The 23,161-nt window shown below is 65.2% G+C and carries 21 protein-coding genes and 1 pseudogene; 14 read left to right on the top strand and 8 right to left on the bottom strand.

Annotated features, from left to right (window positions below; translation table 11 throughout):
• Nucleotides 1–21 precede the first annotated feature (21 nt).
• The 3 genes from SKP52_RS23180 to SKP52_RS23190 all read right to left on the bottom strand — a co-directional run bounded on the left by SKP52_RS23180 (nucleotide 22) and on the right by SKP52_RS23190 (nucleotide 2,424).
• Entirely contained in the window at nucleotides 22–732 is a 711-nt protein-coding gene (locus tag SKP52_RS23180) for an RlmE family RNA methyltransferase (protein ID WP_052208777.1), read from the bottom strand.
• The gene (locus SKP52_RS23185) at nucleotides 729–1,832 is read right to left on the bottom strand and encodes a Ppx/GppA phosphatase family protein (protein ID WP_039579048.1); all 1,104 of its coding nucleotides are present in this window, start codon (nucleotides 1,830–1,832) and stop codon (nucleotides 729–731) included. Before SKP52_RS23185 ends, SKP52_RS23180 begins: the two co-directional genes overlap by 4 nt.
• 190 nt (nucleotides 1,833–2,022) lie before the next feature.
• Complete coding sequence (locus SKP52_RS23190; protein ID WP_039579052.1) at nucleotides 2,023–2,424, bottom strand: glycine zipper 2TM domain-containing protein; 402 nt, start codon at nucleotides 2,422–2,424, stop codon at nucleotides 2,023–2,025.
• A gap of 162 nt (nucleotides 2,425–2,586) precedes the next feature.
• On the opposite strand from SKP52_RS23190, the gene SKP52_RS23195 reads away from it, so the two are divergent.
• Complete coding sequence (locus tag SKP52_RS23195) at nucleotides 2,587–3,588, top strand: esterase-like activity of phytase family protein (protein ID WP_039579056.1); 1,002 nt, start codon at nucleotides 2,587–2,589, stop codon at nucleotides 3,586–3,588.
• A gap of 36 nt (nucleotides 3,589–3,624) precedes the next feature.
• Here SKP52_RS23195 and rpmB read toward each other — a convergent pair whose 3' ends face one another.
• Complete coding sequence (gene rpmB, locus SKP52_RS23200; RefSeq protein WP_039579060.1) at nucleotides 3,625–3,918, bottom strand: 50S ribosomal protein L28; 294 nt, start codon at nucleotides 3,916–3,918, stop codon at nucleotides 3,625–3,627.
• A gap of 153 nt (nucleotides 3,919–4,071) precedes the next feature.
• On the opposite strand from rpmB, the gene tadA reads away from it, so the two are divergent.
• Nucleotides 4,072–4,527: a tRNA adenosine(34) deaminase TadA gene (gene tadA, locus SKP52_RS23205; RefSeq protein WP_039579063.1), complete on the top strand. Its 456-nt coding sequence runs from the start codon at nucleotides 4,072–4,074 to the stop codon at nucleotides 4,525–4,527.
• Here the strand turns inward: tadA and SKP52_RS23210 are convergent.
• Nucleotides 4,524–5,225, bottom strand: coding sequence for an NAD-dependent deacylase (locus SKP52_RS23210; RefSeq protein ID WP_052208779.1), 702 nt, complete (start codon nucleotides 5,223–5,225; stop codon nucleotides 4,524–4,526). The two genes, tadA and SKP52_RS23210, sit on opposite strands and share 4 nt — an antisense overlap.
• Nucleotides 5,226–5,343: 118 nt before the next feature.
• On the opposite strand from SKP52_RS23210, the gene dapB reads away from it, so the two are divergent.
• The 6 genes from dapB to SKP52_RS23240 all read left to right on the top strand — a co-directional run bounded on the left by dapB (nucleotide 5,344) and on the right by SKP52_RS23240 (nucleotide 14,231).
• The gene (gene dapB, locus SKP52_RS23215) at nucleotides 5,344–6,072 is read left to right on the top strand and encodes a 4-hydroxy-tetrahydrodipicolinate reductase (RefSeq protein WP_039579067.1); all 729 of its coding nucleotides are present in this window, start codon (nucleotides 5,344–5,346) and stop codon (nucleotides 6,070–6,072) included.
• A gap of 5 nt (nucleotides 6,073–6,077) precedes the next feature.
• The gene (gene nth / locus SKP52_RS23220) at nucleotides 6,078–6,734 is read left to right on the top strand and encodes an endonuclease III (protein WP_039579071.1); all 657 of its coding nucleotides are present in this window, start codon (nucleotides 6,078–6,080) and stop codon (nucleotides 6,732–6,734) included.
• Between the two features lie 221 nt (nucleotides 6,735–6,955).
• Complete coding sequence (locus tag SKP52_RS23225; protein ID WP_039579074.1) at nucleotides 6,956–9,367, top strand: ligase-associated DNA damage response DEXH box helicase; 2,412 nt, start codon at nucleotides 6,956–6,958, stop codon at nucleotides 9,365–9,367.
• Nucleotides 9,368–9,436: 69 nt separating this feature from the next.
• Nucleotides 9,437–10,474, top strand: coding sequence for a retroviral-like aspartic protease family protein (locus SKP52_RS23230; RefSeq protein WP_039582191.1), 1,038 nt, complete (start codon nucleotides 9,437–9,439; stop codon nucleotides 10,472–10,474).
• 40 nt (nucleotides 10,475–10,514) lie between these two features.
• A complete protein-coding gene (gene pdeM / locus SKP52_RS23235; protein ID WP_052208781.1) occupies nucleotides 10,515–11,231 on the top strand; it encodes a ligase-associated DNA damage response endonuclease PdeM in 717 nt (238 codons plus the stop codon).
• Nucleotides 11,232–11,390: 159 nt separating this feature from the next.
• On the top strand, nucleotides 11,391–14,231 hold the full coding sequence (locus tag SKP52_RS23240) for a TonB-dependent receptor (RefSeq protein ID WP_039579078.1): 2,841 nt from the start codon (nucleotides 11,391–11,393) through the stop codon (nucleotides 14,229–14,231).
• A gap of 13 nt (nucleotides 14,232–14,244) precedes the next feature.
• On the opposite strand, the gene SKP52_RS27145 is transcribed toward SKP52_RS23240, so the two are convergent.
• Nucleotides 14,245–14,841 carry a hypothetical protein gene (locus SKP52_RS27145; protein ID WP_039579082.1) on the bottom strand — a complete coding sequence of 199 codons (597 nt, stop codon included), beginning with the start codon at nucleotides 14,839–14,841 and terminating at the stop codon, nucleotides 14,245–14,247.
• Between SKP52_RS27145 and SKP52_RS27510 the strand changes: the two are divergent.
• The 3 genes and pseudogenes from SKP52_RS27510 to SKP52_RS23255 form a co-directional block, all read left to right on the top strand.
• Nucleotides 14,729–15,013 (top strand): annotated as a pseudogene (locus tag SKP52_RS27510) (hypothetical protein); the annotation flags it as partial. The gene SKP52_RS27145 and the pseudogene SKP52_RS27510 sit on opposite strands and share 113 nt — an antisense overlap.
• Nucleotides 15,010–15,570, top strand: coding sequence for a TonB-dependent receptor (locus SKP52_RS23250; RefSeq protein WP_039579084.1), 561 nt, complete (start codon nucleotides 15,010–15,012; stop codon nucleotides 15,568–15,570). The pseudogene SKP52_RS27510 and the gene SKP52_RS23250, both read left to right, overlap by 4 nt.
• Nucleotides 15,571–15,631: 61 nt before the next feature.
• The gene (locus SKP52_RS23255) at nucleotides 15,632–17,005 is read left to right on the top strand and encodes a M20/M25/M40 family metallo-hydrolase (RefSeq protein WP_039579087.1); all 1,374 of its coding nucleotides are present in this window, start codon (nucleotides 15,632–15,634) and stop codon (nucleotides 17,003–17,005) included.
• A gap of 124 nt (nucleotides 17,006–17,129) precedes the next feature.
• Here the strand turns inward: SKP52_RS23255 and SKP52_RS23260 are convergent, their stop codons facing one another.
• The gene (locus SKP52_RS23260; protein ID WP_039579091.1) at nucleotides 17,130–17,726 is read right to left on the bottom strand and encodes a TetR/AcrR family transcriptional regulator; all 597 of its coding nucleotides are present in this window, start codon (nucleotides 17,724–17,726) and stop codon (nucleotides 17,130–17,132) included.
• Between the two features lie 33 nt (nucleotides 17,727–17,759).
• On the opposite strand from SKP52_RS23260, the gene SKP52_RS23265 reads away from it, so the two are divergent.
• The 3 genes from SKP52_RS23265 to SKP52_RS23275 all read left to right on the top strand — a co-directional run bounded on the left by SKP52_RS23265 (nucleotide 17,760) and on the right by SKP52_RS23275 (nucleotide 21,841).
• Nucleotides 17,760–18,926: an aromatic ring-hydroxylating oxygenase subunit alpha gene (locus tag SKP52_RS23265; protein WP_039579094.1), complete on the top strand. Its 1,167-nt coding sequence runs from the start codon at nucleotides 17,760–17,762 to the stop codon at nucleotides 18,924–18,926.
• Nucleotides 18,927–19,022: 96 nt separating this feature from the next.
• Entirely contained in the window at nucleotides 19,023–20,240 is a 1,218-nt protein-coding gene (locus SKP52_RS23270; protein ID WP_039579098.1) for an FAD-dependent oxidoreductase, read from the top strand.
• On the top strand, nucleotides 20,237–21,841 hold the full coding sequence (locus SKP52_RS23275) for a phytoene desaturase family protein (RefSeq protein WP_039579101.1): 1,605 nt from the start codon (nucleotides 20,237–20,239) through the stop codon (nucleotides 21,839–21,841). Before SKP52_RS23270 ends, SKP52_RS23275 begins: the two co-directional genes overlap by 4 nt.
• Here SKP52_RS23275 and SKP52_RS23280 read toward each other — a convergent pair.
• The gene (locus SKP52_RS23280; RefSeq protein ID WP_148309221.1) at nucleotides 21,803–23,161 is read right to left on the bottom strand and encodes an APC family permease; all 1,359 of its coding nucleotides are present in this window, start codon (nucleotides 23,159–23,161) and stop codon (nucleotides 21,803–21,805) included. The genes SKP52_RS23275 and SKP52_RS23280 overlap by 39 nt on opposite strands.

The raw sequence follows: 23,161 nt of genomic DNA on the forward strand, positions 1-23,161 counted from the left end.
CCGGTTCGACCCGATATTCGACTATTCCGCGTCCACCCCCGCGTCATTGCTCCGGCCCTTGAAACCTTGGGCGATGACATAAAGTTCGGGCGACCCTTTACGGCTCGCGGGCGGTTTTGCGTGCTTTACCGTTGAAAAATGACGTTTTAGTAAAGTCAGCAGCGTGTGATCGGCCCCACCCGCAAACACCTTGGCCACGAAAGCACCGCCGGGCAGCAAATTCTGCACCGCGAAATCGGCGGCTGTCTCCGCCAGCCCGATCGTGCGCAGATGATCGGTCTGCTGGTGGCCGACGGTGTTCGCCGCCATGTCCGAAATGACGAGATCGGGGGCGCTGCCCAGCGCCTCGATCAAGGCATCGGGCGCCGCATCGTCCATGAAATCCATCTCGAGGATTTCGACACCCTCGAGCGGTTCGCAGTGGAGCAGGTCGATCCCCGCGACGCGCGCGCGCGGGTTCGCCTTGCGCACGACCTGCGACCAACCGCCCGGCGTGATGCCCAGGTCGACGACCGCGCGCGCTTTCTTGATGAAGCCGAATTTCTCGTCGAGCTCGATCAGCTTGTACGCGGCGCGCGAGCGATATCCCTCGGCCTGCGCGCGGCGCACATAGGGGTCGTTGAGCTGCCGTTGCAGCCACCGTGTCGACGAGACGCTGCGCTTGCGCGCGGTCTTGACGCGTACGTGCAGGCCGCCGCGGCCGCTGCCGCCCTTTCCGCCGGCACCGCTCATTTGCGATACTCGCGGCGGGTCACGGGAATGTCGCGGCCCTGCATCGCCAGCGTGCGCAAAATGCCTTCGCGGATACCGCGGTCGGCCACGCCGACGCGCGCGGCAGGCCACAGGTCGATGATGCTTTCCAGGATCGCGCAGCCCGCGACGACCAGATCGGCGCGCTCGCGGCCGATACAGGCGATTTCGGCGCGGTCGGCGATGCTCGCATCGGCGAGGCGGCGGCTGATGTCGCGCATCGCGTCGGCAGGAACGACCAGCCCGTCGACGGCGCGGCGGTCGTATCGCGGCAGGTCGAGGAAGACGCTGGCGAGCGTCGTGACGGTGCCGCTGGTGCCGAGCAGCCGCAGTTTCTGCCCCGCGAATTGCTCGGCGCGGTCGGCGAAGGCGGCAAAGGCGGTGCGTGTCACCTCGCGCATATGCGCATAGGCGGCCTGGCGGCCGGCGAGGCTGTCTTCGGGAAGCGGGGCATGTTCGGTCAGCGACACGACGCCCCATGGCACGCTGATCCAGTCGTGGATCTGCACGTCATGGTCGGACACATCGACGTGCATGAGCTCGGTGGAGCCGCCGCCGATGTCGAAGATCAGCGCCGGGCCTTCACCGGGCTCCATCAGGTTGTGGCAGCCGAGGACGGCGAGTCGCGCCTCTTCGGCCGCCGAAATAATATCGAGGACGATGCCGGTTTCGCGGCGGACGCGGTCGGCCAGTTCTTCGCCATTGGTGGCGCGGCGGCACGCTTCGGTTGCGACCGCACGCGATAGCGAGACATGGCGGCGGCGCAGCTTGTCGGCGCAGATCGACAGCGCCGCGACGGTGCGGTCCATCGCCGCTTCGCTGATTTTCCCGCTGCCGTGCAGGCCCTCGCCCAGACGCACGATGCGCGAAAAGGCGTCGATGACGACGAGTTCGCCATTTTGCGGGCGCGCGATCAAAAGCCGGCAATTGTTGGTGCCAAGATCGATGGCTGCATAGCTGCGCGGCCGCGTGACCGGCATCGGGCGCGCATCGCCGCCTGCCTTGTTCCGTCCTTTTGCCGCCGGCCCTGTTCTTGAACCTGGCCGCGGCGGTCGCCCTGATGGCGCTGCCATTTGCCGCATGGCTAGTATAACCTGTTCTGCTCACGCGCCCGCAAAAACGCGGGCGTGCACTTGGCGCCGAACCTAGTCCTCCCCCGCCATGTTGGCAAGTCCTCCCCCCGCTGCGCGCTTCGGACAAAGAAAACCCCGCCCGGCGGAGGCCGGACGGGGCGAAGGAGGGAAGGAAATTATTGGGGGTCGGGACTGCCTCTTAACGGCAGCCGTCATTCCCCTTGTCGATCGCGCGGCCGGCGATCGCGCCGACAGCGCCGCCGAGGATCGTGCCGACCGTGCGGTCGCCGCGGCCGGCAATCTCATGACCGGCAAGGCCGCCTGCGATCGCACCGATCACGGTGCCGCCGGTGCCATTGTCGCACTGGCGATAATTGCGACGGTCACCCCGGTAATAATTGCGGTTGTTGCGATAATCGCGGCGGTTGCTCTGGCGATAATCGCGGCGGTCGTAACGGCGATCGTCGCGGTCGTAGCGAACATTATAGCTCGAATAGCCGTCGCGGTCGTAATAGCCGTTCTGCGCCGCAGCGGGAGCCGCCATGCCCAGCGTCGCTGCGGACATCAGGGCGGCGATCGAGAGGGTCATCATCTTTTTCATTGTCGTTCTCCTTCGTCGTCGTTTGGCCCGTCTGGGCTTTGTCGATGATCATGTTTTGCCCGACTCGCTTTGAGCGAAGCCTGAACATCATTGTTGGCCAATGTTCAGCTTTCTGCGGCGAACCGCTTTCCTTTCTCATGCCGGCGCCCTAACCCCACCGCGATGCGCCGCCTGCTGTTCGCCGCCCTGATCTTTGTCGCCGTCGGTCCGATGCCCGGCACCGTCCTGCGTTTTCCCGAAAGCGACCCGACGCAAAGCGCTGCAGCGCGCCCGCTCGTCTTTGCGCCCGCGAACAGCGGCACGATGCGTTTCGTTCGCGGTTGGCGGCTCGTCAGCCCGCACGGCCGGTTCGGCGGCTTTTCGGCCATTGCGCATATCGCGCCGGGAAAGTTCGAGCTGATCGGCGACAATGGCCATGCCACCTCGCTGGCGCTCGATTCGCGCGGCGCAATCGCCGCTTTCCGGATTCGCGCGCTGCCTACCCCCGACGGACATCCGCAGCGCAAGTCGATGGTCGATTCCGAAGCGATGGCGATCGACCCCGAGAGCGGCAAGCGCTGGATCGCGTTCGAGGGAATTAATCAGATATGGCGCCTCGACTCTCGCCTTTCCACGATCGAATCGCGCCGCGACCTGCCCGCCCGGCCGCAGTGGCCGTCGAAACAGGGGCCAGAGGCGATGGTGCGGCTTGCCGACGGGCGAACGGTCGTTTTTTCCGAAGGCGCCGACGCTGACCCGCGAGGCCGCGCGGCGCTGATCTATTCCGACGATCCGGCGGCGCCGGGGCCGGAGCCGATTCGCTTTTTCTATGATCCGGCGGGTCGGGGGCTGGTCAGCGACGCCGCGGCGCTCCCCGATGGGCGCATCCTGATCGTCCACCGGCGGCTCGGTTTCGACCCGATCTTCACGACGGTGATCGCGATCGTAGACCCGGCAGATATCAAGAAAGACGCCGTCGTGCGGTCGCGAACGATCGGCCGCGTTCCCGCACCGCTCGCCGAAAATTATGAGGGCGCGGCGATTTCGGTCGAGCAGGGGCGCACCTGGCTGTGGCTCGTGGCAGACGATAATTTCAACGTCTGGCAGCGCAGCCTGTTGCTGCAATTCGAGCTGGTGAACCTGCCGCCGAAGAAGCAGCCGGACAGCAAAAAGGCCGCGCGGTAAGCCGGCGGCCTTTTTGTTTCAGCGATTTGGAAGCGCTTAAGCGGCCTTTTCAGCCAGCTTCTTTGCGACTTCCTTCTTCACCTTGCGCGCCGAAGCCGACAACTGGTCGTCGCCGGCCTTCAGCAGCCAGTTGTCGAGGCCGCCATTATGTTCGACCGTGCGCAGGCCGTGGGTCGACACGCGCATCTTGACGCCCTTGCCGAGCGCGTCCGACAGCAACGTCACATTCTGCAGGTTGGGCAGGAAGGTGCGCTTGGTCTTATTGTTGGCGTGGCTCACATTGTGGCCAACCTGGCGGCCCTTGCCGGTCAGTTCGCAGATGCGCGACATGGTCTTCGTCCTCGTCAAAAAAACTGGGTCAAAAAAATTTCGGATCGGCGTCCGGGCACTTCCCGTAAAACGGGCAGTCAGGACCGGAGTGAGCCGGGAAAGGCGCGCGCTTATCGGCTTGCAGGAGATTCGTCAAGCGCATAGGCCGCTTTTATGGCCTCATTCCCGCTCCCCGAACCCATGCGCCGCGCGCTCGATTTGGCCCGCATCGCCGCGGAATGGGGCGAAGTGCCCGTCGGTGCGGTGATCGTCAAGGAGGGCGCCATCATCGCCGAGGGCCATAACCGCCCGCGCGAATCGCACGATCCGACCGCGCACGCCGAAATCGTCGCGATTCGCGCCGCGGCGACAAAGCTCGGCAACGAACGGCTCGACGGTTGTGATTTGTATGTGACGCTCGAGCCCTGCGCGATGTGCGCCGGTGCCATCGCGCATGCGCGAATCGCGCGGCTCTATTATGGCGCCGACGATCCGAAGGGCGGGGCGGTCGTCCACGGCCCGCGCACCTTCGCGCAGCCGACGATCCATCATCGGCCCGAAATTTACGATGGGATCGGGGAAGGCGAGGCGGCGGCGCTCCTCCGCGACTTCTTCGCCGCGCGGCGCTAGCCGAGCATCTCGTCGACCCACGCCGGCACCAGCACGCCTGCGGGCCCGTGCCGCGCTTCGTCGAACCAGTGTGAGCCTTGGCTCGGCTCCATATTAAGTTCGAGTGTGCGTGCGCCCGACGCGCGCGCTTCGCGCACGAAGCCCGCGGCGGGATAGACCGCGCCCGACGTGCCGATCGACACGAACAGGTCGGCGCGGTTCAGGATATGATAGATGTCCTCCATCCGGTACGGCATTTCGCCGAACCACACGATGTCGGGACGGAGCAGCCCCGCCACGCCGCACGCCGGACACGCCGGCCGGTCGAGCAGCGGCCCGGTCCACGGCATCCGCGTGTCGCACCCGGTGCACCAAGCATTGAGATGCTCGCCATGCATATGGATCAGCCGCTTGGCGCCCGCGCGTTCGTGGAGGTCGTCGACATTCTGGGTGACGATCAGCAGCTCGCCCTGCCATGCGGCATCGAGCCGTGCGAGCGCGTCATGCGCCGCATTGGGCGCCTTGGTCTGGATCGCCTCGCGCCGCATGTCGTAAAAGCGTAGGACAAGGTTGGGATCGCGGGCAAAGGCCTCAGGCGTCGCGACATCCTCGACGCGGTGCTGTTCCCACAATCCGCCGCCGTCGCGAAAGGTGTCGATGCCGCTTTCGGCCGACACGCCTGCGCCGGTCAGGATCACGATATTGTTGATCGGGGGCACATTAACTCCGTTCGTCCTGATCTTGTCGAGGGACCGTTCTTCCTTCAAAGCGGCGGTTTAGCAAGGACGGCCCTTCACCCGGACTGGATCCGGCGTCAGGGCAAACGGGGATTTGGGTATGACCAGCATCGGAATTATCGGCAGCGAAGGACGTATGGGCGTCGCGCTCGCAGCCGCGATCGCCGAGGCGGGGCACAAGCATTGCGGCGTCGACAAGGGCGGGAACGTGCTGAACCTCGCCAGCGACGCCGACGTGCTCGTCGATTTCTCGTCGCCCGACGCGCTCGAGGCGACGCTCGATGCCTGTGTTGCGGCACGGACCCCGATCGTCATCGGCACGACGGGGCTTGAGGAACGCCATCATTATCTGATCGACGATGCCGCAAAGGATATCGCGGTGCTCCAGACGGGCAACACCTCGCTCGGCGTCACGCTGCTCGCGCATCTGGTGCGCGAGGCGGCGACGCGGCTCGATGCCGACTGGGATATCGAGATTCTCGAAATGCACCACGGCAAGAAGGTCGACGCGCCGAGCGGCACCGCGCTGCTGCTCGGGCAAGCGGCGGCTGCAGGGCGGGGAATCAGCCTCGACACAAGCTCCGAACGCGGCCGTGACGGCATGACCGGTGCGCGTGGGCGAGGCAACATCGGCTTCGCGAGCCTGCGCGGCGGCACCGTCGCGGGCGATCACGATGTGATCTTCGCCGGCGCCGAGGAAATGATCACCCTGTCGCATCGCGCCGAAAACCGCATGATCTTCGCGCGCGGCGCGGTGCGTGCGGCGCTGTGGCTGATCCATCAGAAGCCCGATCGCTATACGATGCCGCAGGTGCTGGGGCTGTCGTAACGGCGATGAAGAAAGCCGACATCTTCGAATTCTACCGCCGGCTCGCGGAACTCAACCCGAGCCCCGAGACCGAGCTGCAATTCGGCAACACCTATCAGTTGCTCGTCGCGGTCGTGCTGTCGGCGCAGGCGACCGACGTCGGCGTGAACAAGGCGACGCGGCTGCTCTTTCAGGATGTGAAGACGCCGCAGCAAATGATCGACCTCGGCGAAGAGGGGCTCAAGCAGCACATCAAGACGATCGGGCTGTTCAACGGCAAGGCGAAGAATGTGATCGCGCTCAGCGAAATCCTCGTCCGCGACTTCGGCGGCGCGGTGCCCGCCGACCGCGACACGCTCGTCGACCTGCCCGGCGTCGGGCGCAAGACCGCCAATGTCGTGATGAACTGCGCCTTCGGGGCGGAGACCTTCGCGGTCGACACGCATATCTTCCGCGTCGGCAACCGCACCGGGCTCGCACCCGGCAAGACGGTGCTCGCGGTCGAAAAACAGCTCGAAAAGAACACGCCGCAGCCCTTCCGGGTCGGCGCGCATCACTGGCTGATCCTCCACGGCCGCTATATCTGCAAGGCCCGGACCCCCGAATGCTGGCGCTGCCCGGTCGACGACCTCTGCCGCTACAAGCCCAAGACGCCCGCGCCAAAGGCAAAGAAAATCGCCTGAAGCGTTATGGCGACGAACGATCGCCTTGGGGTGATGAGTTGCCCTCAAAATTTCCTCATGCTGAACTTGTTTCAGCATCCCGGCGCTGCGCCGAAGGAAGTGGCGGGCCATGGATGCTGAAACAAGTTCAGGGTGGCGATGGAAGGAATGGCAAACTTCGGTGGATAGCGGACGATGCGAGAAACGTTGCACGTGCGCCTCTCCCACCCCACGTTCGCAATATGTCTCTCCCCGCCCCTTTTGCTCAATGGTTTAGCGCGCGCGGGTGGCGGCTCCGGCGGCATCAGGCCGATATGCTCGCCGCGGGTGCGCGGGGCGAGAGTGCGCTGCTCGTCGCGGCGACGGGGGCAGGCAAGACGCTGTCGGGATTCCTGCCGACGCTCGTCGATCTCGCGCAAAATCCGACCGACCGGCTGCACACGCTCTATGTGTCGCCGCTGAAAGCGCTCGCCGCCGACGTCGAGCGCAACTTGCTCGGTCCGATCGCCGAAATGGAGCTCGGGATCAGCGTCGAGAGCCGCAGCGGCGACACAAGTTCTGACAAGAAGGCGCGCCAGCGCAGCCGCCCGCCGAACATCCTGCTGACGACCCCCGAATCGTTGTCGCTGCTGCTGTCCTATCCCGACAGTTTCTCAATGTTCGCCGATTTGAAAACCGTGGTGATCGACGAGATCCACGCCTTTGCTCCCGGCAAGCGCGGCGATTTGCTGAGTTTGGCGCTCGCGCGGCTGCAGCACATCGCGCCGAATTTGCGCCGCGTCGGCCTGTCGGCGACCATCGCCGACACAACGGCCTATCGGAGCTGGCTTGCGCCGAACGGCGATGCCGATGGCGTGACATTGGTCGAGGGCGAAGCAGGCGCCGACCCCGATATCCAGATATTGCTGCCCGAGGGGGCGGTGCCGTGGGCCGGGCATTCGGGGCGCTATGCGGTGCACCAGGTGATGGACGAGGTCGCGAAGAACCGCACAACGATCATCTTTTGCAATACGCGCGGGCTCGCCGAGTTGATTTTCCAGGAGTTGTGGAAGGTCAACGACCTCGGCCTGCCGATCGCCATCCACCACGGCAGCCTTGACCGCGAGGCGCGCCAGCGCGCCGAACTGGCGATGGCCGAAGGGCGGCTGCGCGCGCTCGTCGCGACGTCGAGCCTCGACCTCGGGCTCGACTGGGGCGATGTCGACTGCGTGATCCAGATGGGCGCGCCCAAGGGCTCGTCGCGGCTGCTCCAGCGCATCGGGCGCGCCAACCATCGGCTCGACGAGCCGAGCAAGGCGCTGATCGTGCCGGGCAACCGCTTCGAATATCTGGAGGCGCAGGCGGCGCTCGATGCTGTCGAGGCGGGCGAGCGCGACGCCGACCGCTTTCGCCCCGGCGCGCTCGACGTGCTCGCGCAGCATGTGATGGCGCTCGCCTGCGCGGCGCCGTTCAAGGAGGACGAACTGCTTGGCGAAATTCGCTCGGCGATGCCGTATCAGTGGATCGACGCGCCAACCTTCGCGCGCCTGCTCGGTTTCGTGCGCGACGGCGGCTATGCGCTCAAAAGCTACGACCGATTCCGTCGTCTTGCTCCCGACGGACAGGGAGGCTGGCGCCTCGCGCACCCGCGATTGGCCGCACAGCACCGGCTCAACGCCGGGATCATCGTCGACGCGCCGACGCTCGACGTGCGCTTCAGGAACGGGCGGCGGCTCGGCACCGTCGAGGAATATTTTGCGAGCACGCTGACCGCGGGCGACACCTTCGCCTTTGCCGGCCTCAGCCTTGAGGTCGAGTCGATCCGCGACACCGACCTTTATGTCCGCGCGACGACGAAGCCCGCGCGCATCCCCTCCTACGTCGGCGCGCGCATGGCGCTGTCGACGCGGCTCGCCGACCGCGTGCGCGGCTTCCTCGCCGACCCGGCGAGCTGGCAGCGCTTTCCCGAGGATGTGCGCTTCTGGCTGGAGATGCAGCAACTGCGATCGGTGCTGCCGCGTCCCGGCGAACTGCTCGTCGAGACTTTCCCGCACGAGGGGCTCCATTATATGGTCGCCTATCCGTTCGAGGGGTGGAACGCCCACCAGTCGCTCGGCATGCTGCTGACCAAGCGCATGGACCGCGCCGGGCTCCAGCCGATGGGGTTCGTCGCGTCGGACTATGCGCTTGCGATCTGGTCGCTGCGTCCCGTCGCCGACCCCGCCGCACTGTTCGACTCGGCGATCCTCGAGGATGAATTCGTCGAGTGGGTCGAAAGCTCGCACCTGCTCAAACGCGCGTTCCGCGAGGTCGCGGTGATCGGCGGGCTGATCGAGCGCCAGCATCCGGGCAAGCGCAAGACGGGCAAACAGGTGACCTTTTCGACCGACCTGATCTTCGACGTGCTGCGCAAATATGAACCCGATCATCTGCTGCTCGAAGCCGCGTGGGCCGATGCGCGCGAGCGGCTCACTGACGTGGCGCGGCTTGGCGACCTGCTCGACCGCGCTGCGGGGACGATGGTGCATCGGACATTGCCGCGCATCAGCCCGCTCGCGATCCCCGTGCTCGTGCTGATCGGGCGCGAAAATGTCGCCGCCTCCGATCTTGACGACATGCTGCTCGGCGAACTTGCCGATACGCTCGCCGAAACGGCGATGCGCCTCGACGAGTGACCGGCGTTTCGCTTGCTGCGCGGCGCGATGAGGCGTAGAATGCGGCAAAATATATAGAGGATGCCAGCGATGACCTATGCTTCGAAGCGGTCCGTCCTTTTGGCGCTGCTGCTCGCCGCGCCTGCGCTGACCGGCGCGACGCCGGCCCCCACCGAGCCGCCCGCCATTCCCGTCGCCGCGCCCGCCCCGGGCGAGGAACTGGCCGCCCCGCCGGTGATGCTCGTTCCGTTCATCGAACCCTTCGACCTCGACGCGTCGCGGCGGATGTCGGTCAAGGTCATGGTCGGGGGCAAAGGGCCGTTTTCCTTCCTCGTCGACACCGGCGCCGAACGCACGGTGATCGCTCGCGAACTCGCCGAACGGCTCGGGCTGGTACAAGGCGAAAAGCTGCGGCTGGCGACGATCGGCGGGTCGGCAATGGTGCCCAGCTATCGCGTCGCGGCGCTTCAGATGCAGAAACTGCACCTCGCCTCTGTCGAGGCTCCCGCCTTTTTCGGGCGGCATATCGGTGCCGCCGGGCTGATCGGGGTCGACATGCTCGAAAAGCGGCGCGTGCTGATCGATTTCCGCAAGGAAAGCATGCAGATACTCGAAACACGCCGTCGCGCCCCGTCGCTGATCAAGGATGACGATGCAATCGTCGTCACCGCGCGCAATTCGGCGGGCCGGCTGATCCTGTCCGACGCGCGCCTGAACGGCAAGCGCATCGATGTGATCGTCGACACCGGGGCCCAAACGAGCGTCGGCAATATGGCGTTGCAAAGGCTGGTCGTGAGCAAGCGCGCCAACCGTTTTCCCTTTACCCCGGCGATCCTCGACGCCGTAACCGGCGAGGCGGTGCCCGCGATGCGCAGCGCGATCAAACGCATCGTGATCAACGGCATGGACGTCAACGACCTGCCCGTCAGCTTTGCCGACGGCCAGGCATTCAAGGCATTGGGGCTCCACGAGCGGCCGGCGCTGCTGCTCGGCATGGACAGCCTGGCGCTGTTCGACCGCGTCGAGATCGATTTCCCGAACAAGCGCGTCGTGTTCGACCTGCCCGACGGCGCGCATCGCGAATCCGGCCAACGCTTCGCCGCAAATATGGCGACGCGCGGTATCTAGGACGCTTGCGGCGCGGCGAGGGGGTCTGCATAGCGGCGCCATGTCCGCCGCAGTAACTTTCGATTTTGCGGGCCAGCAGTTTCACATGCTGGCCGACCGGGCGCTGTTCTGGCCGCGCCACGGGGCGCTGATCGTTGCCGACCTGCACCTGGAGAAAGCGAGCTGGTATGCGGCGCTCGGCCAGCCGCTGCCGCCCTATGACAGCCACGACACGCTCGACCGGCTCGCGGCGCTCGCGGCCGAAACCGGCGCGCGCGCAATCTGGTGCCTTGGCGACAGTTTTCATGATCGGGACGCGGCAGAGCGGATCGTGCCCGCGGTCGCCGAACGCCTGTTCGGGCAGGCGGCGACGGCAAGGCTGCTGTGGATCGCGGGCAACCACGACGGGCTGACCGGCGGCGCGTGGGGCGGCGAGGTCGCCGAGGAGTTGATCGTCGACGGCATCGTCTTTCGCCACCAAAGCCTCGCCCACGAAGTACGCCCCGAAATTTCGGGGCATTTTCACCCCAAATTGCGGCTGAGGATCCGCGGCCGCCCGGTGTCGCGCCCCTGTTTTGCAGGCGATAACAGGCGACTGATTCTGCCCGCCTTTGGCAGCCTGACGGGCGGACTGTCCGCCGAGGACCGCGGGATCGCCACAAATTTTTCCGGTGCCTATCAGGCTATGCTGGTCGCGCGGGGCCGGTTGCTCCGCTTCCCTTGCGGCAATGGCACAGCCGTTGACGCTACGGCAAGCCGCGCGGTCGCCGCCGAATAGAGGCTAAGCCCTACCGAACAGGCGCTTTTCTTCCTGTGGCCTAAAAGCATCACCCAGCCAAAAACGACGCAAATACGGGCCTCCCGCTGGATCGGTCGCGCAATTGAGTTATGCTCCCCCGGCAACAAAAATAAATAAATGTTGAGAGGAGTGCCCGATATGAAATCATCTTCCCTTCGTGCTGCCCGATTCATGCGCACCAGCGCGCTCGGCGTATCGCTTGCCATCGCTGCCGTATCGGTCCCGGCCTTCGCGCAAGACGCGCCGGCCGAGACCGCAACCGACGACAGCGACAACACCCCGATCATCGTCACCGCACAGGGTCGCTCGCAATTGCTGTCCGACGTGCCGGTCGCCATCTCGGCGGTCAGCGCCGAAACGCTGCAGAACAGCGGCGCGAACGACATTCGCCAGCTGAACCAGCTCGCGCCGTCGCTGCTCGTTTCGTCCACCGGTTCGGAAGCCAATGGCTCGGCGCGTATCCGCGGCATCGGCACCGTCGGCGACAACCCCGGCCTTGAAAGCTCGGTCCCCGTCTTCATCGACGGCGTCTATCGTTCGCGTTCGGGCATCGGCCTCAACGAACTCGGCGAAATCGACCGCATCGAGGTCCAGCGCGGCCCGCAGGGTACGCTCGGCGGCCGCAACTCGTCGGCGGGCCTGATCAGCATCTATTCGAAAAAGCCCGATTTCAACTTCGGCGCCACGGGCGAGATCACCTATGGCAATTATGATTACTGGCGCCTCGGCGGCAGCGTCACCGGTCCGATCAGCGACACGCTCGCCGCGCGCCTCGACGGCGTGTGGGTCAAGCGCGACGGTTTCTACAACGACACCGCGAACGACCGCGACATCAACAACCGCGACCGTTATTTCCTGCGCGGGCAATTGCTGTTCGAGCCGACCGATGCGCTGTCGGTCCGCCTGATCGCCGATTATACCTCGCGCGACGAGGAATGCTGCGCGGCGACCTATGTCGGTCCGACGGTGAACCAATATATCGGCAATCTCAACACGCCTACGGCCGTCGGTGCGGGCGCGACCCCGACGTCGAACAACATCATCAACGTGCTGCGCGACCTTGGTCAGTCGGTCGGCGCGTTCAACCAGGGTTACAGCCGCGACATCTCGGTTACCCCGGGGCGCAGCTTCGCCGGCAAAACCAAGGATTATGGCTTCTCGGGCCAGATCGACTATGATTTCGGCGGCGTGACGCTGACGTCGATCACCGCGTACCGCGAATATCGGTCGAGCCAGGCCGGCGACGTCGACTATGGCACGGTCGACATCCTCTATCGCGGCGACAGCGACGATGCGTATCGCCAGTTCCACACTTTTACGCAGGAACTGCGCCTGCAGGGCGAGGCCTTCGACGGCAAGCTCGACTGGCTCGTCGGCGGCTTCTACGCCAATGAAAAGCTGCGGGTACGCGACAATCTGCGCTTCGGCGAGGACTATGGCCGCTTCGCGGCATGTCGCCTGATCACCGGCACCGCACTTGCGGGCCTGTATTCGCCAACCAGTACCGGATGCGTCGTACCTTTCGCCGCTCCAGGCGTGCCCGGCTTCGCGGCAATCGCGGGCGCAGCGGGTGCTTCAGGCCCAGACATCGTAGCCGCCCTGACCGCACTCGACGGCTTGAGCGATCGCGGCAGCATCAACGATCGCTACAGCCAAAATGGCGAGAATTGGGCGCTGTTCACGCACAATATCTTCCACATCACCGACAAGCTCGATTTCACTTTTGGCGTCCGCTACACCAACGATAAGAAGAAGTTCGCGGCGACCTTCACCAACGACAACACCGTCTGCACGACGGTCCAGGGACTGGTTCTCGACGATCTGACCACAACGACCGCAGGGACGGCCACACAGATCGGCACCGCCCGCGCGCTTGCCGGCGCACTTATCGGCCTCAGCTGTCAGGGCAATTCGACCGCCGAACTCAATAATGTGTCGATCCGCGACAAGCGGAGCGAGGACGAATGGACCGGCACCGCGATCCTGTCGTACAAGCCGATCGACGACCTGATGGTCTATGCAAGCTATTCGCGCGGCTACAAGGCGGGCGGCTTCAACCTCGACCGCTCGGCGCTGAAATCGCCGATCCTGCCCTTCGCGGCGACCCCCGGCGGGGCGCAGGGGCTGGTGCAAAACCTGCAGTTCGACCCCGAAAAGGTCGACAGCTATGAAATCGGAGCCAAATATTCGACCGGTCCGTTCGGCCTTGGCCTGACCCTCTTCCGGTCGGATTTCTCGAGCTTCCAGCTCAACACGTTCAACGGCACCGTCTTCCTCGTCCAGAACGTCAACGGATGCGATAGCGACCTCAATGGCGGCGATCGCGACCAGAGCAAGTTCACCGGCGCGCCGAACTTCAATGCCGCCGCCGCGACCACCGGCGCCTGCCCGACCGACGACGTCAGCCATGGTGTCCGGTCGGAAGGCTTCGAACTCGAAGCCTCGCTCGTTCCGGCACGCAGCTTCCGCATGACCGCCGGCCTGACCTATGCGAAGACCAAATATCGCGGTCAGCTGGTCGGTAACAATTCGGGCGCCCCGCTTGACCAGGCGCTGCGCCTGCTGCCGGGCAACAATCTGTCGAATGCGCCCGAACTGGTCGCAACCGGCAGCGTCGCCTGGACGCCCGATATCGGCAGCAGCGGCCTCTCCGGCCTCGTCTATATCGATGGCCGCATGACCAGCGATTACAATACCGGGTCGGACCTGTTCCCGCAAAAGGAACAAAATGGCTATGCGCTGTTCAACGCGCGTATCGGCATTCGCGGCCCCGACGAGAAATGGGGCATCGAATTCTGGGGCCAGAATATCTTCAATAAGCAATATGCGCAGGTCGCGTTCAACTCGCCGTTCCAGGAAGGCGCGACCTCGGCGACCACCGCCTTCTCCGACCCGCAATATCCGGGCGGGCGGCAGATCTTCTCGCAGTTCCTGGCCGAACCCAGGACCTACGGCGTGACGTTGCGCGGCAAGTTCTAAGTAGCAGAAAATTTCAGGCTATCGGGGGCGGGACACATTGTGTCTCGCCCCTTTCTTTTGCCTTACGATAAAAAGACCGCCCTCCCCACATCGATAAATCTTGTGAGAGGAGGGCCGGTCCCGTGAATGACCGTTCCCGCAGTGCCGCCCATATGCTGCGCATCAGCGCCGCCGGCGTGTCGCTTGTCCTGGGCCTGTTGGCGACGCCCGCCACGGCACAAGGCGCCGGCGCCGAAACCGACGACAGCACCATCATCGTCACCGCGACGCGCCGCAGCGAGGCGCTGTCCGACGTGCCGATCGCGGTCTCGGCAGTCACCGGCGACACACTCGAAAAAACCGGCGGCCCGACGTCCGCTCGCTGGGGCAGGTCGCCCCTTCGCTGCTCGTGTCGGGTGCGACGAGCGAGGTCAATTTTTCGGCCCGTATCCGCGGCATCGGCACGGTCGGCGAAAATCCCGGCCTTGAATCGTCGGTCGGCCCGTTCATCGACGGCGTTGATCAACCCCGCGTCGGCGACCTGCTCGAACCTGCCCGCAGCAAGCTTCCCCGGTTTCCAGGGCATCGCGGCGCTGCTCGGGGCCGCTCCGCTGATCAGCACCGGCAACAATGGATCGACCTTTCATCAGCGCGGCACCAATTATGCGCTGTTCACGCACAACAGCTTCGACATCATCGAAGATGCGCTGACGCTGACCGTCGGCGCGCGTTACACGCATGAGAAAAAGACGCTGGCGGGCGACGCCAATTTCACCAACACGCTCTGCCCCGCGCCCGAATGGCTCGTCTACGCTTCGGTGTCGAAGGCTATAAGGAGGGCGGCTTCAACCTCGACTTTTCGGCGCTCGACCGGCCGTGCAGCACGACCGCGGGATCCGCCGCGCAAAACGCGGCCTGCACCAGTGCGCTTGCGCGACCCGCGAACACGCCGGGCAACGGTCGGCCCGAGACGAGCGACCTGCAATTCGCGAGCGAAAAGGTCGATGCCTATGAGCTCGGGGTCAAATGGGACGGCCCCGGAATCGACGTCAACCTCGCCGCTTTCTGGCAGGAATATAGCAGTTATCAGCTCAACACCTTCAACGGCGTCAATTTCGCGGTGACCAATATACAGGCGTGCAAGGATGATCTCGCCGGGGCCGACATCGATGCATCCGCAACGACCGGTGCCTGCGTCTCCGACCGGTTGAAGCCGGGGGTCGTCGCCAAAGGCTTCGAGATCGAGACTTTCCTGCGCCCCGCGCGCGATATATCGGTCAATATGGGGCTTTCTCCCCTCCCGCTTGCGGGAGGGGAGAGGAAATGTCCGCAATTGGTCGATTGCCGATATTCGTCATAGTGATCGCGGCTCCTGGTTTCGACGATTGACGCCGGCCGACGATGCGCCATAGTCCGCGTCCATGCGCAACCATACCGCTCCGCTCGCCCTCGCCGCCGCTCTGCTCGCCGCCGCGCCCGTCCACGCGAAGCCCGCCGACACCGAAACCGCCAAGAAAATCCTGAAGGACAGCATCGCGATCCCGACCGTTGAGGGGCGCGGGCAGGTTCCCAAGCTCGCGGCCTATTTTGCGAGTGTCCTGAAAGCGGCGGGCTATGCCGACAGCGATATCGAGATCACCCCGATCGGTGAAACCGCGACCTTCGCCGCGACGCTCGCGGGAACGGGCAAGGGCAAGCCGATCGTACTGCTCGGCCATATGGACGTCGTCGAGGCAGATCCCAAGGACTGGACGCGCGACCCCTTCGTACCCGTCGAGGAAGATGGTTATATTTTCGGCCGCGGGTCGGAGGATAACAAGTTCGACGTGTCGATGATGGTTGCAACGATGGCGCAGCTCAAGAAGGACGGTTTCAAACCGAAGCGGTCGATCATCCTCTTGCTTTCGGGTGACGAAGAAACCTCGATGACGACGACGCGCGCGCTCGCCGCCAAGTACAAGGGCGCCGAATTTGCCCTCAATGGCGATGGCGGCGGCGGGCTGATCGGCGAGGACGGCAAGCCTCAATATTACGGGCTGCAAGCGGGCGAGAAGACCTATGCGGATTTCACGCTCGAAGTCACCAACCCCGGCGGCCACAGTTCGCGTCCGTCGCCTGTCAACGCGATCGTGCAGTTGTCGACCGCGCTCGCCAAGGTCGGCGCGTACCGCTTTGCGCCGCAGCAGAATGAGCTGACCAAGGTCGGCATGCCGATCGTCGCCGATCAGGTCGGCGGCGATATCGGCGCGGCGCTGAAGGCCTTTGCCGCGAACCCCACCGACGCCAAGGCGATCGCCGCGATCCGCGCCGATCCCGAATATGTCGGTCAGATCGGTACCACCTGCGTGCCGACATTGGTGAAGGGCGGACATGCCGAGAATGCGCTGCCCCAGCGCGCCACCGCGAACATCAACTGCCGCATCTTCCCCGGCGTCCCCGTCGAAACGGTGCGCGCAGAGCTGGAGAAGGTGATTGCCGACCCCGCAGTCAAGGTGAACACCGATCCCGACGCGAGCGCGAGCGACGCCTCGCCGCTCCGTCCAGATGTTGTCGCTGCGGTGACGAAGGCGGTGCATGCGCGCGCGCCGGGGCTGGCGATCATCCCGTCGATGAGTGCGGGCGCGACCGACAGCTATCATTTCCGCATCCAGGGCGTGCCAAGCTATGGCGTCGCGGGCTTGTTCTCGAAAGCGAGCGACAGCTATGCGCACGGCCTCAACGAGCGCGTCCCGGTCGACGCCATTGCCCCCGCGCTCGCGCATTGGGATAGTTTGCTGCGCGATTTATCGAAGTAGGCGATATGGAATTGGGCTGTGCCCCTGCGAAGGCAGGGGCCCATCTCCAGCCCATAAGGTCTCCGCAAGCGACAGGTTTGTACGCGACGTTCGATGATGAGCCCCTGCCTTCGCAGGGGCACGATTAGCGGGATAGCAACGCCGCCACCGCGCGCTCGACCATCGTCACCGCCGCTTCGGCACCGAAGCTGGTCGAATCGAGCGACAGTTCGAGCCACAGGCCGTCGACCATCGCGGTCAGCATGATCGCCAGCCGTTCGGCGTCGACCGCGCCGCAGGCGATGAGCAGTTCGCGGAGCCTTGCACGATAGCCCGCGTAACTTTCCGCGTGAATCGCCGCCATGCGCGCATCGCTTCGTGCCAACGCCCAAAAGGCGGTCCACGCCCCCAACAGTTCGGGATCGGTGACTGGCGGGCGGAAGCTTGCGGTCAGATAGGCCAGAAGCCGCGCGCGCGCGTCAGCCCCCGCTCCCTCGACCGCGCCCGCAAAAATCGCGTCCATCCGGTCGCTTGTCGCCTCGTAGGTCGCGACGATCAGATCGTCGATGCCGCCGAAATAATGGCGCAGCAGTCCCGGCGACACCCCCGCCTTCGCGCAGATCGCGCGAACATTCGTCCCCGCCAGCCCCTGTTCGGCGAGCACTGCTGCGGTCGCCTCGATCAGGTCCGCGCGGCGGGCATCGGCGCTTTCGCGCGTAAAGGCTTGGCGAACGGCGGTCATCTTGTTATACGTATGTACAACAAGGAGCGATCCATGGCAACTGCACCCCTTCGCGATTCGCATTTTGACCCGCAGGACGGCTGGTCGCTGCCGGCCTGGACGTACAGCGATCCCGATTTCCACGCGGCGGAAATGGAAAAGATTTTCCGCCCGAGCTGGCAGGTCGTCTGTCACGACAGCGACATCCCGAACGTCGGCGACTGGCACAGCATCGATTATTGCGGCGAAAGCGTGATTCTGGTGCGGGGCACCGACCGCAATGTGCGTGCCTTTACCAATGTGTGCCGCCATCGCGGTTCGCGCCTCGTCGACGGCGCCGTGGGCTGCGCGAAAAAGCTCGTCTGCCCCTATCACGCCTGGACCTACGAGCTCGACGGCCGGCTGACCGGCGTGCCCGATAGTGCAAGCTATCCGACGCTCGACAAGGGCAAGGCCGGGCTCGTTCCTGTCGGCCTCGAACAATGGCGCGGCTTCTGGTTCGTCCGGCTCGAAGATGACGGCGGCCCATCGGTCGCAAGCATGATGGCGCCCTATGAGGCGCAGGTCGCGCCATACCGCTTCGAGGAACTCGGCGCGCTCGGCCGTGTCACGCTGCGCCCGCGCGAGGTGAACTGGAAGAATGTCGGCGACAATTATTCGGACGGGCTTCACATCCCCGTCGCGCACCCCGGGCTGACGCGCCTGTTCGGCAAAAGCTATGGCGTTGAGGCCGAGGACAATGTCGACCGCATGTGGGGCGATCTGATCGATCGGCCATCGGTGAACTGGTCCGAACGCATGTATCAACGATTGCTGCCGCCCGTGCCGCACCTTCCGCAAGCGAACCAGCGCCACTGGCTCTATTTCAAGCTCTGGCCCAACGTCGCGTTCGACATCTACCCCGATCAGGTTGATTTCATGCAGTGGCTGCCGACAGGGCCGACGACCTGCCTGATCCGCGAAATCTCCTATGTCCTGCCCGATGAGCGCCGCGAGATGAAGGCTGCGCGCTACCTCAACTGGCGCATCAACCGGCAGGTCAATGCCGAGGACACCGAGCTGATCACCCGCGTCCAGCAGGGGATGCAGTCGAAAAGCTTCACCATGGGGCCGCTCAGCGACAAGGAAGTCTGCCTCAAGCATTTCTGTTCGCGGATGCGCGAGATAATTCCCGAGGCGCGGCGGGAACATGCGCCCGGGGCGGGGTGGAGCAAGGCGTGACAATAGCCCCGTTCGCATCAAGCGCAGTCGAGATGCTCATCGGAAGCGCCTTGGCTCACGGTGTCTCGACTTCGCTCGACACGAACGGAGTTTGGCATGGCTGATAATTCACCAGTCATCATTGTCGGTGGCGGCCCTGCAGGCATGGTCGCGGGCCTGCTCCTCGCGCGCGCCGGGGTAGCCGTCACTATCCTCGAAAAGCATGCCGATTTCCTCCGCGATTTCCGCGGCGACACGGTGCATCCCTCGACGCTCGAACTGTTCCACGAGATCGGGCTGCTCGATGAGCTGCTGAAGCTGCCGCACGCGAAGGTCGACACGATGACGCTCGATCTGCTCGGCGGGCGCTACACGATCGCGTCGCTGAAAAGCCTGCCCGTTGCTGCGCCCTATGTCGCGATGATGCCGCAGTGGGACCTGCTCGACTTCATCGCACGGCAGGGCAGGGGCTATCCGACCTTCGACCTGCGCATGTCGACCGAAGCTGCCGCGCCGACCTTCGATGCCGCGGGCCGCGTGAACGGCGTGACGCTGACCACGGGCGAGACCTTGCCCGCGCGCCTCGTCGTCGCCGCCGACGGTCGCCGCTCGGTGCTGCGCGACGCCGCCGACCTGCCGCTCGAAGATCTGGGCGCGCCGATGGACGTGCTGTGGTTCCGCATCCCGATGCCCGCCGATGCCCCGACCGACGTGCCGCTCGGCACCATCGCCACGCGCGGCATGGTCGTCGCCATCCCGCGCGGCGATTATTGGCAATGCGCGCGGATTATCGAAAAGGGCGGCTTCCCGGCGATCGAAGCGCGCGGGATCGCCGCCTTCCGCGACGACGTGGTGGCGCTCGTCCCCGGCCTTTCCGCCGGGATCGATGCCATTGCGAGCTTCGGCGACGTAAAATTGCTCACCGTCGCGCTCGACCGGCTGACGCGCTGGTCGCGTCCGGGCCTGCTTGCGATCGGCGACGCCGCGCACGCGATGTCGCCCGTCGGCGGCGTCGGCATCAACCTCGCGGTACAGGATGCGGTGGCGACGGGGAATATTCTCGCCGCGCCGCTCGCCGCTGGCGCCGACCCCGATCCGTTGCTCGCACGCGTGCAGGAGCGCCGCTGGTCGCCGACAACGCGCATGCAGGCGATCCAGCGTTTCGCGCACCAGCGCATCATCGAACCGATGCTCCGCGGCGAGATCACGCGCGTACCACTCGCCGTGCGCCTGCTCGATCGCATCTCGCTGCTCCGCCGCATTCCGGGCCGTATTCTCGGCCTCGGCTTCGGCCGCCAACATGTTCAATCCCCGCTTGCGAAAGAGTTCCAATGACCAAAGCCTATGACGCCCTGATTATCGGCGCCGGCCACAACGGCCTCGTCTGCGCCTTCTATCTCGCCAAGGCGGGGCTGAAGGTTCGCATCGTCGAGGCGCGCGACGTCGTCGGCGGCGCCGCGGTGACCGAGGAATTCGCGCCGGGCTTTCGCAATTCGGTCGCGAGCTATACGGTCAGCCTGCTCCAGCCCAAGGTCATCGCCGACATGAAGCTCGCCGATCATGGCTATCGCGTGATCGAACGGCCGATCAGCAATTTCCTGCCGCAGGAGGATGGGGGCTATCTGAAGCTCGGCGGCGGACTCGAACGCACGCAAAAGGAATTTGCCCGCTTCTCGGCGCACGACGCGGCGCGCCTTCCCGAATATTATGACATGCTCGAGGGTGTGGCCGATGTGCTGCGCGATCTCGCGCTCAAATCGCCTCCGAATGTCGGCGACGGCTTCAAGACGCTGATCGACGCGGCGCGGCAGGGGCGCGGGCTCACCAAACTCAGCCTGTCGCAGCAGCGCGACGTGCTCGAACTCTTCACCAAATCGGCGCGCACCTTCCTCGACAGCTGGTTCGAAAGCGAGGCGGTCAAGGCCGCCTTCGGATTCGACGCGGTGGTCGGCAATTATGCCAGCCCCGATACGCCGGGCAGCGCCTATGTCCTCCTCCATCACGTCTTCGGCGAAGTGAATGGCAAAAAGGGGGCGTGGGGCCACAGCGTCGGCGGCATGGGCGCGATCACCCAGATGATGGCGAAGGTGTGCACCCAGCTCGGCGTCGAGATCAGCCTCGAAAGCCCGGTCGACAAGGTACTCGTCGATGGTGGCAAGGCGGTCGGGGTCAAGCTGGTCGGCGGCGCGGAAATCGCGGCGGCGCGCGTGATCGCCAATGTCGGGCCCAAACTGCTCTACGAACGGCTGATGGGCGAGGGCGATATCGCCCCCGAATTCCGCCGCCGGATCAAGGCGTTCAAGGCCGGCAGCGGCACCTTCCGCATGAACGTCGCGCTCAGCGAGCTGCCGCGCTTCACCTGCCTCCCCGAACCCGGCGAGCACCACCAGTCGGGGATCATCATCGCGCCGACGCTCGACTATATGGACAAGGCGTTTCTCGACGCGAAGGAGCATGGCTGGTCGAAAAAGCCGATCGTCGAAATGCTCATCCCCTCGACCGTCGACGACAGCCTCGCGCCGCCGGGGCAGCATGTCGCGAGCCTGTTCTGTCAGCAATTCGCGCCCGCGCTTCCGGGTGGCCGCGATTGGGACGCCGAGGAAGACAAGGCCGCCGACACGATCATCGACACGGTCGAGGCGCACGCCCCCGGCTTTCGCGCCTCGATCGTTGGGCGACAGATCCTCAGCCCCAAGGGGCTCGAACGCAAATTCGGGCTCGTCGGCGGCGATATCATGCACGGCAATATGAGCCTCGACCAGCTGTGGTCGGCGCGCCCCGTGCTCGGCAACGGCGCCTATCGCGGACCGCTCAAGGGGCTCTATATGTGCGGTGCGGGCACGCATCCGGGCGGCGGCGTCACTGGCGCACCGGGGCATAATGCGGCGCAGGTGATCCTACGCGACCGCGGCTTCTTCGCCCCCAAATGGCGTTGAGGTGCGCGCTGAGCGCCGCATGAGGAAATAAATCGGCAAGCCTGCGGCGGTCATCACGAGGCTCCACAGGCTGGCCTCGAGCCCGGCCCCGTAAAAGGCCCATGCGCTGTAGAGAAAGCCGATGATCGTCGCGGCGGTAAAGCCCGTCGACATCTTGATCGCGCCGCGCCGTTCGAGCCAGAACGCCGCGGCGGCGCCGACGATATAGAGAATGATCGCGGTCGAGGTCGTGACCTTGACCATGAAAGCGAAGAGGTCGGCGAGTCCGCGCGAATAATTGGCGTAAACGATGATGCTCGCGAGCCCGCTCGACACGATCTGCGTGATCCACGGCGAGGCGAATTTATTGTCGCGCGCAAAAGCCTGCGGGAGCAGGCGCCGGTGCGCGAGGTCGCGCGGAATGTCGCCCTGCAGCAGCACGAAGCCGTTGAGCGCGCCGAGCGCCGCGATCGCGGCGAACAGCGCGACGACCTGCCCTGCCGCGGGGCTGACCAGCCGCGAAAAGAAGGTCGCATAGGCGGCGTTCGATTGCTGCAGCGTCTCGACCGGGACCATCAGCGTCACCGTCGTGCACGACAGCAGATAGAGCAGCCCCGTCGCAGCGGCGGCGATGACGGTCGCGCGCGGGATCGTGCGCTCGGGGTCCTTGACGCGGTCGCTGACGACGCACGCGCTTTCGAAGCCGAGCAGCGCGAACAGCGTCAGCGTCGCCGCCGAACTGACGCCCGACAGGCTAATCGGCTCGGTGCCCGCCATCGTCGGCGGCGGCGCCGCGCCGGTGCCCAGCGCCCAGACGCCGACGAACACCGCGCCGATCACGGGGATCAGCTTGAGCCCGAGCGTCAGCAATTGCGCGCCGCCCGCGCGGCGCACGCCCGCCAGGTTGACGAGCGTGAAGAACCAGATGCAGCCGATCGCGATCCACGCCGGCGCCGCCCCCGCTTCGCCGAGCCATGGCATGAGGATCGACATATTGCTGATCGCCGCAACCGCGAGTGTCGCGACGACGGTCCAGCAGCTGATCCAATAGCTCCACGCGACGATGAAGCCCGTCCCGGGTCCGAAGGCGGAGGCGGCGTAGGTGAAGGCGGCGCAGCCTTCGGGCAGCCGTTTGGCGAGGCGCGCAAAGACCACCGCGAGGCACAAGGTGCCCGCGATCGACACGCCCCAGCCGATGACGGCGTTCCAGCCCAAGGGCGCGAGATCGCGCGGAAGCAGGAACACGCCCGAGCCGATCATATTGCCCATGCCGAGCGCGATGCACATCAAAAGGCCGAGCTTTTGGCCCGGCCTTTCGTGTGTGGTTGGCAAATCGGTCAC

This window comes from Sphingopyxis fribergensis, from assembly GCF_000803645.1.
Lineage (GTDB): Bacteria > Pseudomonadota > Alphaproteobacteria > Sphingomonadales > Sphingomonadaceae > Sphingopyxis > Sphingopyxis fribergensis.

What these genes read in the sequence shown, in the direction of transcription:
- SKP52_RS23180 (WP_052208777.1), bottom strand. Translation starts at nt 732, where the DNA reads ATGAGCGGTGCCGGCGGAAAGGGCGGCAGCGGCCGCGGCGGCCTGCAC.
- SKP52_RS23185 (WP_039579048.1), bottom strand. Translation starts at nt 1,832, where the DNA reads ATGCGGCAAATGGCAGCGCCATCAGGGCGACCGCCGCGGCCAGGTTCA.
- SKP52_RS23190 (WP_039579052.1), bottom strand. Translation starts at nt 2,424, where the DNA reads ATGAAAAAGATGATGACCCTCTCGATCGCCGCCCTGATGTCCGCAGCG.
- SKP52_RS23195 (WP_039579056.1), top strand. Translation starts at nt 2,587, where the DNA reads ATGCGCCGCCTGCTGTTCGCCGCCCTGATCTTTGTCGCCGTCGGTCCG.
- rpmB (WP_039579060.1), bottom strand. Translation starts at nt 3,918, where the DNA reads ATGTCGCGCATCTGCGAACTGACCGGCAAGGGCCGCCAGGTTGGCCAC.
- tadA (WP_039579063.1), top strand. Translation starts at nt 4,072, where the DNA reads ATGGCCTCATTCCCGCTCCCCGAACCCATGCGCCGCGCGCTCGATTTG.
- dapB (WP_039579067.1), top strand. Translation starts at nt 5,344, where the DNA reads ATGACCAGCATCGGAATTATCGGCAGCGAAGGACGTATGGGCGTCGCG.
- nth (WP_039579071.1), top strand. Translation starts at nt 6,078, where the DNA reads ATGAAGAAAGCCGACATCTTCGAATTCTACCGCCGGCTCGCGGAACTC.
- SKP52_RS23225 (WP_039579074.1), top strand. Translation starts at nt 6,956, where the DNA reads ATGTCTCTCCCCGCCCCTTTTGCTCAATGGTTTAGCGCGCGCGGGTGG.
- SKP52_RS23230 (WP_039582191.1), top strand. Translation starts at nt 9,437, where the DNA reads ATGACCTATGCTTCGAAGCGGTCCGTCCTTTTGGCGCTGCTGCTCGCC.
- pdeM (WP_052208781.1), top strand. Translation starts at nt 10,515, where the DNA reads ATGTCCGCCGCAGTAACTTTCGATTTTGCGGGCCAGCAGTTTCACATG.
- SKP52_RS23240 (WP_039579078.1), top strand. Translation starts at nt 11,391, where the DNA reads ATGAAATCATCTTCCCTTCGTGCTGCCCGATTCATGCGCACCAGCGCG.
- SKP52_RS23250 (WP_039579084.1), top strand. Translation starts at nt 15,010, where the DNA reads ATGGCTCGTCTACGCTTCGGTGTCGAAGGCTATAAGGAGGGCGGCTTC.
- SKP52_RS23255 (WP_039579087.1), top strand. Translation starts at nt 15,632, where the DNA reads ATGCGCAACCATACCGCTCCGCTCGCCCTCGCCGCCGCTCTGCTCGCC.
- SKP52_RS23260 (WP_039579091.1), bottom strand. Translation starts at nt 17,726, where the DNA reads ATGACCGCCGTTCGCCAAGCCTTTACGCGCGAAAGCGCCGATGCCCGC.
- SKP52_RS23265 (WP_039579094.1), top strand. Translation starts at nt 17,760, where the DNA reads ATGGCAACTGCACCCCTTCGCGATTCGCATTTTGACCCGCAGGACGGC.
- SKP52_RS23270 (WP_039579098.1), top strand. Translation starts at nt 19,023, where the DNA reads ATGGCTGATAATTCACCAGTCATCATTGTCGGTGGCGGCCCTGCAGGC.
- SKP52_RS23275 (WP_039579101.1), top strand. Translation starts at nt 20,237, where the DNA reads ATGACCAAAGCCTATGACGCCCTGATTATCGGCGCCGGCCACAACGGC.